Below are 13,270 nucleotides of genomic sequence, written 5' to 3'. Positions count from 1 at the left end.
GTCCTCGTCCCGCACGGTCCAGGTGCTGCTGGCACACGCGCTGTCGTTCCAGGCCAACGCGCCGCCGAAGTGTAGGGCGGCCTTCTCCCGGGCGGCCACGGCGGCCGGCCACTGCGCGGCCTCGGCCGGGAACAGGCCGTCGGTGCAGAGGATGGCGAAAGCCGAATCAACGCGGTTGTCGTACGGCGCGTTGCCGTCCGGCCTGGTCGTCGCGGCGGCCTCGAGTCGTTTAAGGAGGGCTGCGGAATCGCCGTCGAGCGCGGCCCAGATCTCGGCCGCGAGGGTGGTGACCTCTTCACCGGCGGTCGGCAGGTTCAGGCCGTCGAAAACCGCGACGACGAAGTCCGCGTATGTGAGCGTGACACCCTCCAGTACCAGTGGCTTCGCCTTGAGCTTGCGGGTGATGGTGTCGAAGGTCTGCACCGGGTCGCCGGCCGCGAAGACGCAGGCCGTCTCGCCGGCCTTGTCGCAGCGCCGGAGGATCTCGGTCAGCGCCTTGGCCGAGCCGCCCGAGGAGTTGATCCGCTCGTCCAGGATCTGCTGGGTGTTGCCGACCCAGGACCGGGCGTCGAGCACGCCGTCGACGACGAGGGCGCACGGTTACCTGCCCCAACGACGTGACCAGCCCACTCTGGAAGCCCGCCCTCGACGACGGCCGCCCCGCCTGTCCGTCCTCTTTCCCCGGGCAGCGTGCCGAGCCTGCCCCGACCGCCAGTCCTGCACCAGCGACGCCAGCGGCAAAGGCCGGCACCTCACCCTGCTGCCTCAGCCCTTGCAGGAAATCCAGACCCAGAATCGAGCCGACCAGCACACCGATGCATGGAAGGCCCGCTACGCGCTCCGCGCCGGTTGCGAAGCCACCATCTCCGAAACCACCCGCGCCTACGGACTACGCGAATGCCACTACAAAGGCCTCGCCAAAACCCACGTCCAGCACGTCCTCACCGCGGCGGGCACCAACGTCCTCCGCTTGGCCGACCACGACACTCCGGGCGTTTACCCCACCCGGCCAACCCGTTCCCACCGCCCCGTCAATTCGTGGTGGGCGCTCCGGCGACTCCGGGCATGGGGTGCGGGACCGACGTCTCGTCGACCTCCTCCATGTAGAACCGCGACTGGACGATCTCATCCGCGCGTACCTTGACGATGATTACGCCGCGCATGTCGAACGCACCCGGGCGAAGGTAGTGGAACTCGCCCCAGAACTCGTCCGCGGACTCGACATACCCGGTCACCGAGACCTGGATATCCGGGAACTGGGCGAGAATGAACTCCCAATTCTTGCGCACCTCTTCGGAACCGGCGAAAGACCGGGCAGGGTGGGTAGGCCATGTGCTGCTGAAATCGTGGGCAAAGGTGGCGGTGAGGGACTCGAGGTCATGCGCGTTGATGGCTTCGATCAGCCTTTTGACGACCGGAAACTTCATGCCCTCAGAACGTTCTGTGCGGAGGTCATACCTGGTTCCCTTCGGTACGGGTAGGCCGTTGCTCGCGCCGACTCGAAGTCGGTGGTCTCCCATGCCACACCGTGTGCCAGGAACATGGTCAAGCGCACGCCTGGCTCAAGGGGGTGCCCGCCTCCAAGATCACCCATTTCGCGGCTGAGGCGCGGGCGCTGGACGCCGCGGAGATGCGTGACTACGGCGAGGTCAAGCGGATCGTGCTGGAGGCATGCCAGCCGCACCTGGCCACCTACTGCGCCGAGGTCGGCCTGCCTGACACGGCCTCGGAGTTCGTGACGCAGATGAAGACCCGTATGAAGAACGTGGCCGCGGCCGTGGATGCGAGCGACCCGGACAACGCCGACCTGACCATCGACGAACAGGGCCGACCCTCGCTCAAGGCCCGCAAGTCGCCGGGAACAGCGCCGAGGCGCTCAAACTGGCCACGGCCGTCAAGGACCGGCTGCCGGAACGCTCGCTGCTGGAGATTTTATCCGGACCACCCGGCACCTGCGCTGGTTCCGCCATCTCGGCTACCACCACATCGCCGACAACTACATCGCGCTGTTCTCCAGGTTCGTGCCGTGCGGGGTGTGGGAGGCGGTCTACATCATCGAGGGGGGTTACGGGGCGTCGTCACCGTCGTCGGCGGCCTCGTGGAGCAGGTGCGCTCGACGGAGCACGTCGACCTGCGCGGGGTTGTAGAGCGCCATGAGGGCGTGACCGACGGCGCGCCGCGCCGCCTCGGCCTGGCCTGGCGTGGTGGCCCGCGGCTCCAGCGTCACCCCGTGTGCGGTGGCGCCCGGGACGATGAAGGGCGCGAGCTGCTCGGCGAGGGCCTGCCGGGTGGCATCGTCGGCGTCTTCGGGCAGGTCGCGGAACGCCTGGTCGAGATCGTCGTTCGGGTGTGCCTCGAGCGTCCGGCGCAGGGCCTCCATCGACTCGTCCGAGAAGAGCTGGGCGTAGATCGTCAGCAGGGCGCGGTCGTTGTCGCGTAGGTCCTGGACGAGGCCGCTGAAGCTGGTCGGCACCTCCGGTGACGCACCCGGCTGCGCCAGGATGGCCAGCTCTCGCCGGATGCTCTCCAGCCGCCGGACCGTCGCCTCGAGCTCGGCGTCGACGGTCCGGAAGACCGAGGCCTGCCCTTCGCCGCTTGTGCCCATCTCGGCCACCTGCGCGAGCGGCACACCGAGCCCGGTCAGGCGCTTGATCTGCAGGAGCCGCGTCAGGTGGTGCACCTCGTAGCGCTTGTAGCCGTTGGGCTCGCGGTCGGGCTCGTCGAGCAGTCCGACCTGGTGGTAGTAGCGCACCGTCTTCACCGTGGTGCCCGCCAGGTCGGCGATTTCGCGTGTGCTCCAGGTCATGGGCCCTCACCTCGTCCGGTGCCGATTCTAGGTCGTGATCCGTGTACGTCGCTCGCGCACCCAGACGAGGACGACCATGGCGATGTTGACGGCGGCGAGGATCAGCAGGGCCGCGTCACCGGTGTCGGTGGACCGGTCGATGGTGTATCCCTCGCCGTCTGCCATCAGCGTGTTGACGCTCGAGAACAGGACGTTGTTGGCGATGTGGAACGCGGCCGGCGCCTCGATGCCGCGGCTGATGATCGCCATCAGTCCCGTGGCAACGCCGATGAAGGTGTAGTAGCCGAACAGCCAGGGGTCGCTGGAGCCGTGAACGACCGCGAAGGCCAGGCTGGAGACCACCAGACCGACGGCGAGGGCCGGGCGGACCGCGCGCACCCAGGACGCGGCGGCGGGCAGCATGGCGCTGCGGAACATCAGCTCCTCGCCGACGGACTGGAGCGGGGTGCTCAGCACGGTGATCACCAGCATGAGGATCGTCGTCCCGGAGACACCGAACGCGACCCAGCCTGGGGACTCGGGGGCAACCAGCGCCACCACGCCGATGCCGGCGCCCACCAGCAGGGCCGCGCCGAGCAGGTACTGCGCCAGGCGTCGACCGTCGAACGCCCGTGGCGAGCTGATCAGGCTGCGCCACGGCACCTTCGCCAGCCGTGCCAGCAGCAGGATCGCCACCACGCCCGAGATGCCCACGCTCAGGTTGATGGCCAGGAGCTTCAGCGGGGTGAAGGTGGCGGACATCGGGTCGTCGCTGCCCTCGATGACGCCCACGACCTGGTACAGCAGGATCTGCAGGAGCACCATCACGACCGGCGGCACGACGAGGACGACCAGCGGCCTCCACCAGCTCATGCGGACGTGGGCACCGAACGGCCGGGAGCCGTCGACACCCGGCTCGCGACGTCCGGATGCCGGGTCGTCGGCCTGGTGCGGTGAGCTCGGGCGCGCTGCCGTGGCCGGGGTCTGGCCGGGTTCTGGCACGGACATCGGGCGGTCCTCCTGGGTCGAGATGGGTGTTCCACGCACTAGCGAACACTGTGTCCTGGGGGCACACTCAAGCGTGTCTCCCCGCCATCCCCGCTGCAGCGCCTCCAGGAGTTCTGGGGCCGGGGGCTGCTGTGGTCTCACACCCCGGTAGGTAGAGCACACGCCAGCCTTACGTCCTTGGCGATCTTGAGCGGGCGCCGAGCCGCAGGTCGGGGCGGTCTCCACGGGCACGCCGGGGCGTGTCGCGGGGGAGCGGCGCAGGAAGTCCCCGAGCCTCGTGCGCGCCGGGATCAGCGATGCAGCCGGCGCGGAATTGCTGGCGCGGAGCACAAGTTGACCTTGAACACGACTGAACTTCGCGCCCTCGGGGCGTCCGGTCTCCTCGTCTCCCCTTCCTGCCTGGGCGGCAACGTCTTCGGCTGGACCGCCGACAAAGCACAGTGGTCCGCCGTGCTCGACGCCTACGTTGCCGCAGGCGGCAACTTCATCGACACCTCCGACTCCTACATGAACTACTTCCCCGAACAGGGCAACGAGCCGGGCCAGTCCGAGACCATCATCGGCGACTGGCTCGCCACCCACCGCAACCGCGACGAGGTGATAGTCGCAACCAAGGTGGGCGACCACCCGAAGTACATGGGCCTTGCGCCCGCCACCATCAAGGCGGCTGCCGAGGAGTTCCTACGGCGCCTGCGTACCGACCGTATCGACCCTCTACTACATCCACTACGACCGGGACGAATCCATCCCCGTAGACGAGATCATCGGTGCGCTTGACGACCTCGTGAAGGCCGGGAAGGTGCGCGCCATCGCGGCCTCCAACATCAACCCCGAACGGCTGTCTGAGTTCCTGGCCTTCTCCGATCGTGAAGGTCTGGCCCGTTTCGTGGCGCTCCAGCCGCAGTACAACCTTGTCTCGCGCGACACCTACGAGGGTGCGCGGCGAGAAGTCGTACAGCGTGAAGGGCTGGCCTGCGTTCCGTATTTCGCACTCGCCGCCGGTTTCCTCACCGGAAAGTACCGCCCCGGGAAGCGGGTCGACAACGTGCGCAACCTTCCCGGACTCGCTGGGGGCTACGTGGACACCGAACGGGGCGTGCAGGTGCTCGACGCGTTGCAGCAGGTCGCGACGGCGCAGGGGGTGGAGATGGCCACGGTGGCGCTGGCCTGGCTCGCTCAGCAGCCGACTGTGACCGCGCCGATCGCCTCCGCGCGCACCGTCGAGCAACTGCCGGCGCTCTTCGCCATGCAGGACCTGCACCTGTCAGACGACGAGCTGCAGACCCTGACCGCAGCCTCCTCCTGACCGAGGCCAGGAGAAACCGAGAGCCCGGCGACGGTTGTGGCATTGGCCCGAGCCGCGCTGGGGCGTTGCCAGAATCTGGTTGCCCGTGCCACTGGCCGACCTCGGCACAAGGCGGCCCAGCATGCCCGCGATCGGATCTGGCAGCTGTCGGACCGATCCCGGCATTTCCGCTACGGAGACTCCTGTGGGGTGCCAGAACGGCGAATACCATTGCCGAACTGGGCGTTCGCAGGGCGATCAGGCTGCTTTCCGGCACTCGCTGATCAGTCCAGTGACGGTCCTTCGACGGTGCATCGGGGAGGCCATGTCGATCACCTCACCAGGTTCGTGCAACGGCGGGCGAAGCGAACGGCTTAGATGCGGGCGATGGTGGTTGAAATGGCGGTCAGGCCGCCGACCGAGTTGGCGAGAAATCCGGCGGGCTCGCGGGCGGCAACGCCCGGTCGTACTCGACTCTCCACCGAATCCGCTCCGCGACCGCCCGCATGCGCAGGTGATCCTGAGGCGGCCCCACCGCCGCCAACGACTCCAGAACGAACGCCTTCCCGTCGGCCCCAGTGGTCAGCGAGCGTTTTCCCGGACCACTTCCGCGGCCGCCAGCCGGGCAGAGCGAGCGTGGTTCGACGGTGAGCGCGCCCTTGCGGTGCCCCGGATGCGTCCGATACCCAGCTCACCCCACACCACGAGTCCGGAGTCCGTACCTTCCGACGCCCGACCATCGCCCCTCATCGATCACGATGGACCGACAGATTGACCGACCGATCCGTCGGGGGCCGCGGCGCCCCATACTTGGCACGTGAGCCACCCCGCACGCGCCGCCGTACTCAAGGAGAAGACGGTTCCTTCGTCTGGATCGACGTCGAGGCCGGGGTCCGTCTCGACGAGGAGGTCCTGGTCCGCCTAGTCGTAACCGGCATCTACGTCACCGACGCCCCGATGCGCAAGGGGCCGATATCGGTCTTGCTGCGGGTCGTTGTCGGGCACTGCGGGCCCCGCGCCGCCGCCCAACGTTGTCGCACGAGGGCGCGGAATTCACCGATGACCGGTGGAGCCCGTCCGCGGGGACATGAACACCACGACCGCCACTCTCTCGTGGCGCCGCGAAGGACGTGATAACCGATGACCAGCCCCGCCACGACGAGCTGGCCGAGCCTGCGGGTCTCGGACTGGACCCCCACCCGCGAGACCCTGCACATGTGGACCCAGATCGTGGGCAAGATTCGCATGGCCCACGCTCCGCTGCTCAACCACTGGTGGCAGGTGACCCTGTACGTCAGCCCGCGCGGGTTGACGACGTCGGCCATCCCGCACCGCACAGGCGCCTTCGAGATCGAGTTCGACTTCGTCGGCCACCGGCTCGAGGTCCGCAGCAGCGACGGCGGCACGCGGAGCCTCCCGCTCCGGCCGATGCCGGTCGCCGAGTTCTACACCCGGGTCCTGGACATGCTCGAGCAGCTCGGGATCGAGGCACCGATCCGGCCGCACCCCAACGAGGTCGAGCCGGCGATCCCCTTCGCCGAAGACCACGTCCACGCCTCCTACGACGGCGAGGCGGTCACCCTGTTCTGGCGACAGTTGCTGCAGGCGAACCGGGTGATCGGCGAGTTCCGTTCGCACTTCGTCGGCAAGGTCAGCCCGGTGCACTTCTTCTGGGGAGGGATGGACCTCGCCTGCACCCGCTTCTCCGGAAGGGCGGCTCCGCCGCACCCTGGTGGAGTACCCAACTGCGGGGACTGGGTCATGGTCGAGGGATATTCCCGGGAACTGTCCAGCTGCGGGTTCTGGCCCGGCGGTGGAGAGGAAGGCGCCTTCTACTCCTACGCCTACCCCGAGCCCGATGGGTTCGCCGATCAGCCGGTCGGCCCCGAAGGGGCCTACTTCAGCACCGAGTTCCAGCAGTTCCTGCTGCCCTACGAGGCCGCCCGCGCCGCACCCGACCCCGACCGCGCGGTCACCGAATTCCTCCACACCACCTATGAAGCCGCCGCGAACCGCGGACAATGGGACCGCCCCGCGCTGGAAGACGACCCCTTCCGGTGGCACCGGACCCCTGCACCTCAAGGAAACAAGGACCACCGCCGGGTCAGTCACCGGCCGTACTGAACCGTAGGCCCCCCGCGAAGCCGATCTGGGCCAGGTCGGCGCGGGAGGTGATGCCCAGCTTGGGGTAGACATTGGCGAGGTGGTGTCCGACCGTGCGAGGGCTGATCAACAGTTGCGCCGCGATCTCCCGGTTGGTCAGACCGTCCGCGGCCAGCCGCGCGACCCGCAGCTCCTGCGCGGTCAGCCCGGCTGCCGTTGCGGGATCGGGTACGCGGGGGGCGGCCGGTCGTTGGGTCAGGGCTTGCTCGCGCAGCGCCCGCGCCCGCAGCGGGCCCGCCCCCAGACGGTCGAAGACCTTGGCGGCCCCGGCGAGTTGGAGCCGGGCATCGGCCCGACGGCGCGCCCGCCGCAACCACTCCCCGTACAGCAGCCGGGTGCGGGCATACTCGAACGGATCACCCGCCGCCCCCACGACGTCCAGAGCGGCTCGGAACGAGACCTCGGCCGCCGATCCCCCCTGGACGAGGGCGCGGAGACGGCGGCTGGCCGTGCGGGCCCAAATCGCGCCCGTACGCTGTGCCCACTCCTCCACCATGACGACCTGAGCCTCGACGACGTCGGTGTTCCCGACCTGCACCGCCGCCTCGACGGTGTCCACGGCGGCGAACAACGCGAAGGTGGGGTGAGCGGCCTCGTGGCCGGGCTCGGTGAGACACAGCAGGTCGCTCAGCGCCTCCTGGGGATGACCGTCGAACAGCGCCGCCCGTCCACGGTGCCAGTACGCCGATGCGCTGAGCGCTCGCACCCCACGCGGAACCGAGACCTGCAGGATCCGGGTGGTGTGCTCGGCGACGGCGCGGCTGTCGCCCCGGGCGGCGGCCAACGACCCGAGAGACGAGTGGCACTGCGTCGCCACGTGATCCGCCCCGACCTCCTCGGCCAGCTGCAGCCCCTCGGTCGCCGCGGCCTCGGCGGCATCCCACCGGCCCGCACCGAGGTCGAGGATCGCGGTCTGCGAGCACACCACTGCCAGTGCGGTGAGCTCGTGCCGACGCCGCAGCTGTGCGGCCTGCACCCGCAGCACATCGAGCAGCCCGCCCTCGATGCCCCAGGCCTGGACCAATGGCACGGGCGGGAGCAGCTCACACGCGGCCGTACCGAGCCGGCCGACCGTGCCGCTGGCCATGGTCAGGGAGGTCGGGGTGACCTCACCGGTTTGGTCATAGCAGGACCACCAGTTCCGCAGCACGGGCAACAGCTCCGACAGAGCGGGGTCACCGTCGGTGTTCACGGCCCGCAGTTGCTGGAGCGCCTCCTGCTGGAGGTCGGGCCGACCGGCCGACCACGCGGCGCGGACCGCCACCGTTCCCAGCTCCACCGCGCGGTGGGCCTCGGGGACCACGGCCATGTCGCAGACCAGGTAGCGATGGGCACGCTCGGGCATGCCGTTGGCGAACTCGAGGATCCCGCGCAATCCGCCGCTCAGCCGCGCGACGGGAAGCTCACCGCACAGGCGTTCGGCGTCCTCGAGCAGCTGCCGCGCTGTCTCCGCGCGGCCGGCGTCCCATGCGGCACGGGCGGCGGCGGCCAGCCGGGGCGCAGCCGCGGCCGGCGTCGGCGTGAGCTCCGCGGCCCGACGCAGCATGCGAGCCGCCATCGGACCCGCGCTGCGTCGCAGACACTGCTCGGCGGCCTGCTCCAGCAGGGTGGCGACGTCCTCGTCCGGCCCGTCGGCGGCGGCGGCCAGGTGCCAGGCCCGTTCCGCGGTGGCATCTGTCGGCAGCGCGGTGGCCAGCGCCCGGTGCATGGCCTGCCGGTCCAGGAAGGGGGCGCCGTCGTAGACCGCCGCCCGGATCAGCGGGTGCCGGAACTCCAGCCGGGCCCCTGAGACGCGGAGGAGCCGGCGATCAGTGCCATCAACCCTGGCACCTCGCGGACCAGCCGGATCGTGCCCCGCAGGTCCACGGCGTGCTCCGGGGCGGCGGCCGGAACAGCAGCTCGTGCGGGTCTCGACGCGCCGGCGGGAGGACCGCGCTCACAACTCGCAGGCGATGCAAGCCGCCGGGGCCGATCGTCGCGGGCCTCCTGCCGCCGTGCGCGCCGCACGCCTGTCACCGACCGAGGCGCTGAGAACGGTGTGATCGCCGACCTGGCCGGGGCTGGATGTCAGCTCGGCAAGACGTCCCGGTCGAAGATGTCGATCGGCAGGTAGAGCGTCACCGTCGGATTGGGAATGGTGACGATGCAGCTGACGCGGATCTCGACGGGTGCGACGCTCAGGATCACGTACGCCTGCTCGCCGCTGTAGCCCAGCCCTGTCAGGTAGTCCACGGCCCGGCGCACCGCCTCTTGGGCGGCGAAGCTCGCGTCCTGATACCGCTGCTCCTTGCCGCGGAAGCAGAAACCGGTGAAGCCGAGATAGCGGTCGGCACCGAACTGCGCGACCAGGGGCGCCGGACGGACGATCGGCGTGGTGATTCGGTGACGGGCCATGCCGTCCTTGATCAGACGCAGCCGTAGCCAGGTGCGGCCGTCCATCTCCATCGCGTTGAAGCTGCACTCCCCGTCCGCTGCCGCGAGATGATGGTCGCCGAGCGACAGTAGTGCGCCCTCCACGAACACTGGGAAGTAGACCGTGGCCCCCGGACCGAGAGTGTTGATATCCATGTTGCCGCCGTTCTCCCGGGGCGGCTGGGTTCGGGCCGCCATCCGGGCGGCGTCGGCTCCGAGGCCGCGCAGCAACGCGTTGCGCGGATCCGGCGGGAAGGCGCGATCGTCGGCGTAGAGGGGCTTCTCGCGCTCGTCCCACAGGCGCATCAGCTCGTACGATGGCGCGACCCCCATGGTTCCGGCATGGGGCTGGGCGGGGATGCGCACGCCTGGCACCTCCGGCGACTCGGCGATGCCGCCGCGGGCGTACCACGTCGAGCGATAACCGTCAGGGAAGATCTCGCCAAGCAGTCCGGGCGTGCCGGGCAGGATGTTGGCGAAGGCGATGCCGCTCAGCGGTTCGACGCCGAGCACCTCCGCGACCAGCACGTCACCGGGCCGTGCGCCATCGACGTGCACCGGGCCGGTCAGCGGATGCATGCGGGACAGATCGACGTGGCGCAACTCGTCGAGACTGCCGTTGTCGTGGATCTGGTAGTCGTCATAAGCGGCTGACTCCAGGATCACCTCGCCGCCTGGATCCACCGTCACGGCCGGTGGGATCTCGGGATGCCAGCGGTTGTGCCCGATCTTGGGCTGATCGGCGAGCGGGACCCCGACCTGGCAGGTCAGCCGGGGCACATCCAAATAGCGGTCGCTGTAACGGGAAAGCGGCTCCATCATGGTCCTTACTGGTCGAGGGGGGCGTGACGCGGTCCTTACCGGTGAGGGACCGCTGTGAAGCGCACTTCGGTGAAGGGCGCACGCCATGCGGTGACCTCGGCCGCCAGCGTGGCCGGCACGCTGTCGGAGGCGAGAGCACGGGCGATGAAGGCGGCCAGAGCGGGCATGTCGTCCTCGTTCATGCCGATACGGGTGATCTCCGGGGTGCCGAGCCGCAGGCCGTTCAGGTCGCCGGCCACCGGCGCCATAGGCAGGCCGATGCCACTTGCGAGCAGGTTGGCGACTCGCAGCCGGCGGGAGGCGCACTGCCCTCCGCCGAAGCGGTGGGCGGGCACGGCGAACTGGTGCGACCTGGTCCCATCCGCGAACACCGGCACGTCCAGTGCTCGCAGTTCGGCCGCGAGCCGGGCCGCGTTCGCCACCATTGCCTGCGCGTAGGCGGCCCCCTCCGCCTGCCAGTCGAGCATCGTGACGGCCAGTGCGGCGATGCGACCGGCGTCGGAGTTGGCGGTCAACCCGGGGTAGGCGATGGCGTCAAGACGCTGCGCCAGTTCCTCATCGTCCGTGACCACCAGCCCGCCGGGCGGCCCCCCGAGGCTCTTGTACGTGCTCATCGTGACCAGGTGCGCGCCCTCGCGCAGCGGGTTCGGCCAGACCCCACCGGCGATGATGCCGCACATGTGGGCGGCATCGCAGAGCACGCGTGCTCCGGCGGAGTCGGCGATCTCCCGCACGGCCGCGATCGGGTGGGGGAAGAGGTTGAGGCTGCCACCAATGGTGATCAACTTCGGACGGAGCCGCATGGCCATTTCCCGCAGCCCAGTCAGGTCGACCGTGTAGCCGCCCACGTCGGCGGGGGCGGGGACGGTGGTGAGTCCGTACAGTCCGGCGGCGCCCTCAGCGTGGTGGGTGACGTGGCCGCCGACGCTCGTGGGTGGAACGATGATCGTGTCGCCGGGGCGGCAGGTCGCCATGAAGGCGTACAGGTTGGCAAGCGCGCCGGAGCCGACGCGGACCTCGGCGTAGTCGGCGTTGAAGACCTGCGCGGCCAGCTCGGCGGCGATGATCTCGATCCGTTCGATGGCCTCCAGGCCCGTCTCGTACTTCTCCGCCGGATGGCCGAGTGAGGGACGTGTGCCGAGCCCAGCCGACAGCAGCGCCTCGGCCCGGGGATTCATGACGTTCGTCGCAGGATTGAGATTGACCGCCTCAGCCTGGTGAATGCGGTCATTCCAGGCCACCAGGCGGCCGATCTCCTCCAACGTGGCGGCGGGGGATCGCCCAGCCACGGCGCCTGCTACCTCGCGCGTCAGCCGTTCGGTCGCGGCGGAGATCCAGGGTCGGGGAAAGCGGGCACGCATCACGGTCTCATCTCCCGGTTCGGGCTCGTGCGGTTCGACGGTAAGCAGCGACAGGCGGCCGGCACATCGGATCGACGCCGAGATCGTGCCGTATCGGTCTCGACATTTGTCGCACGGTGGAGGGAGAGTCATGCATGGATCTTCAAGACCTGCTCGAAGACCTCGCTCAGCGGCTGGGCCGCGGACTGTTCGTCGACTCGACGGATGGCCGAATGCTCGGCTACAGCAAGCAGGACGCGCACGCGGACCCGGCCCGCGTCGCCTCGGTCATGTCGCGCCGGGTCGCGCCTGAGATTCGTGAGTGGCAGAACCGGTACGGGATCTCCAAGGCCACGGAGGTCGTCCGCCTGCCCCCGAACGCCGAGCTCGGCATACGGGCTCGCTTCTGTGTCCCCATCCGGCGTGATGGGCGATGCCTCGGCTACCTGTGGGCCTCCGCGGACGGTAAGGCGCTCGACGAGACTGCGCTCGGCGCGCTGCAGGGTGCCGCCGCCGAACTGGCCCGGGTCCTGGCAGGGCGGCGCGACGAGCGCGAGGACTTGATCCGCTGGTTGCTCGATCCGGACCGAACCGGGGAAGGAGCCCGTGATCGGCTGGCTGTGCTCGAGCCGTCGCTGCTCTCCTCCGAGGTTCTCATCTGCGTCGGCGTGCCGATCAGTCGCGACCGCCGGCAGGTGCCCGCCTTGTCCGCCGCCGAGCTGGAGCGCCTCGGCACGGCTCTACCGCGGGCGCTTCCTTGCTTCGTCGCTCCCACGCACGTGACCGCCCTGCTCTTGTCTGGTCCCAGCGGTCCCACGGCCTTGGACGAGGCGCTGCGCAAGTCCGCCCGTCGTCCCTTCGCCATCGGGATCGGTGACCCGGTGCCTTTCGAAGTTCGCGCGGTGCGCGAGGCGTACGGACAAGCCAGGGCGGCGGCCGGGGTGGCCGCGTTGGATCCGGCCTTGCCGCGCGTTCTACCGTGGTCGGGCGCCGGGCCGTACCGCATGTTGCTTCCCGTCGCGCCGGGGCCTGATCCGGTGCTCGTCCCGCTCGAAAATGATGAAGAGCTTGTGCGGACCCTGGAGACGTACCTCGATGCCGGCTGTGATGTCCAGCGCACGGCGGCGTCGCTGCATCTGCACCGCACCACGGTGTACTACCGGCTCGACCGGATAGCCACGACCCTCGGGGCGGATCTTCGCGACGGGCTGGTGCGCTCCCACCTGCACCTCGCCTTGAAGGCACGCCGTCTCAGCGGCCGGCCCTCGAACGGGCGCTCCTGGTGATCTGAGCGGAGACATTGATCGTGACCGCCACGACGTTCTCCTCCGGCGGGTCGTTGAAGGTCCCCGCTCCGGAGTGGCGATCACACGCGGGTTTGGGAGCGCCGCCGTGGCTCAGGTCCTGTCACGTGGACAAGAGCCTCCCCACCGCGGTTGATCGCTCCGATGGCGC

12 protein-coding genes are annotated in these 13,270 nt (G+C 69.5%); 6 read left to right on the top strand and 6 right to left on the bottom strand.

Translation table 11 applies throughout. The features are described from left to right. Positions 1 to 151: 151 nt before the first annotated feature. Positions 152 to 1,144 (top strand): transposase, encoded by a 993-nt coding sequence (locus ABZX61_RS35400; protein ID WP_355200433.1) that lies wholly within the window; start codon positions 152 to 154, stop codon positions 1,142 to 1,144. Here ABZX61_RS35400 and ABZX61_RS35395 read toward each other — a convergent pair. Then, complete coding sequence (locus ABZX61_RS35395) at positions 1,032 to 1,427, bottom strand: nuclear transport factor 2 family protein (RefSeq protein WP_355200432.1); 396 nt, start codon at positions 1,425 to 1,427, stop codon at positions 1,032 to 1,034. The genes ABZX61_RS35400 and ABZX61_RS35395 overlap by 113 nt on opposite strands. Positions 1,428 to 1,934: 507 nt before the next feature. On the opposite strand from ABZX61_RS35395, the gene ABZX61_RS35390 reads away from it, so the two are divergent. Then, positions 1,935 to 2,147: a Tn3 family transposase gene (locus tag ABZX61_RS35390; RefSeq protein ID WP_355200566.1), complete on the top strand. Its 213-nt coding sequence runs from the start codon at positions 1,935 to 1,937 to the stop codon at positions 2,145 to 2,147. Here the strand turns inward: ABZX61_RS35390 and ABZX61_RS35385 are convergent. Both ABZX61_RS35385 and ABZX61_RS35380 read right to left on the bottom strand, forming a co-directional pair. Continuing rightward, positions 2,066 to 2,806, bottom strand: coding sequence for a MerR family transcriptional regulator (locus ABZX61_RS35385; protein WP_355200431.1), 741 nt, complete (start codon positions 2,804 to 2,806; stop codon positions 2,066 to 2,068). The genes ABZX61_RS35390 and ABZX61_RS35385 overlap by 82 nt on opposite strands. Before the next feature lie 27 nt (positions 2,807 to 2,833). Then, a complete protein-coding gene (locus ABZX61_RS35380; protein ID WP_355200430.1) occupies positions 2,834 to 3,793 on the bottom strand; it encodes a CPBP family intramembrane glutamic endopeptidase in 960 nt (319 codons plus the stop codon). Positions 3,794 to 4,126: 333 nt separating this feature from the next. Between ABZX61_RS35380 and ABZX61_RS35375 the strand changes: the two genes are divergently transcribed. The 3 genes from ABZX61_RS35375 (at position 4,127) to ABZX61_RS35365 (ending at position 7,202) form a co-directional block, all read left to right on the top strand. Then, positions 4,127 to 4,570, top strand: a complete 444-nt coding sequence (locus ABZX61_RS35375; protein WP_355200429.1) for an aldo/keto reductase — start codon at positions 4,127 to 4,129, stop codon at positions 4,568 to 4,570. Continuing rightward, the gene (locus ABZX61_RS35370) at positions 4,461 to 5,099 is read left to right on the top strand and encodes an aldo/keto reductase (RefSeq protein WP_355200565.1); all 639 of its coding nucleotides are present in this window, start codon (positions 4,461 to 4,463) and stop codon (positions 5,097 to 5,099) included. Before ABZX61_RS35375 ends, ABZX61_RS35370 begins: the two co-directional genes overlap by 110 nt. Positions 5,100 to 6,218: 1,119 nt before the next feature. After that, positions 6,219 to 7,202, top strand: coding sequence for a DUF5996 family protein (locus ABZX61_RS35365; RefSeq protein WP_355200428.1), 984 nt, complete (start codon positions 6,219 to 6,221; stop codon positions 7,200 to 7,202). On the opposite strand, the gene ABZX61_RS35360 is transcribed toward ABZX61_RS35365, so the two are convergent. The 3 genes from ABZX61_RS35360 to ABZX61_RS35350 all read right to left on the bottom strand — a co-directional run bounded on the left by ABZX61_RS35360 (position 7,183) and on the right by ABZX61_RS35350 (position 11,764). Continuing rightward, positions 7,183 to 8,949 carry a LuxR C-terminal-related transcriptional regulator gene (locus tag ABZX61_RS35360; RefSeq protein WP_355200427.1) on the bottom strand — a complete coding sequence of 589 codons (1,767 nt, stop codon included), beginning with the start codon at positions 8,947 to 8,949 and terminating at the stop codon, positions 7,183 to 7,185. The genes ABZX61_RS35365 and ABZX61_RS35360 overlap by 20 nt on opposite strands. 359 nt (positions 8,950 to 9,308) lie before the next feature. Beyond that, entirely contained in the window at positions 9,309 to 10,475 is a 1,167-nt protein-coding gene (locus ABZX61_RS35355) for an acetamidase/formamidase family protein (protein ID WP_355200426.1), read from the bottom strand. Positions 10,476 to 10,510: 35 nt separating this feature from the next. Beyond that, on the bottom strand, positions 10,511 to 11,764 hold the full coding sequence (locus ABZX61_RS35350) for an aminotransferase class I/II-fold pyridoxal phosphate-dependent enzyme (protein ID WP_355200425.1): 1,254 nt from the start codon (positions 11,762 to 11,764) through the stop codon (positions 10,511 to 10,513). 206 nt (positions 11,765 to 11,970) lie between these two features. On the opposite strand from ABZX61_RS35350, the gene ABZX61_RS35345 reads away from it, so the two are divergent. After that, the gene (locus ABZX61_RS35345) at positions 11,971 to 13,101 is read left to right on the top strand and encodes a helix-turn-helix domain-containing protein (RefSeq protein ID WP_355200424.1); all 1,131 of its coding nucleotides are present in this window, start codon (positions 11,971 to 11,973) and stop codon (positions 13,099 to 13,101) included. Positions 13,102 to 13,270: the final 169 nt, after the last annotated feature.

Source organism: Nonomuraea sp. NPDC003709 (assembly GCF_040610775.1).
GTDB lineage: Bacteria > Actinomycetota > Actinomycetes > Streptosporangiales > Streptosporangiaceae > Nonomuraea > Nonomuraea angiospora_A.
Note: the sequence above shows the minus strand (reverse complement) of the source record. Positions and strands in the feature narration are given on the sequence as shown.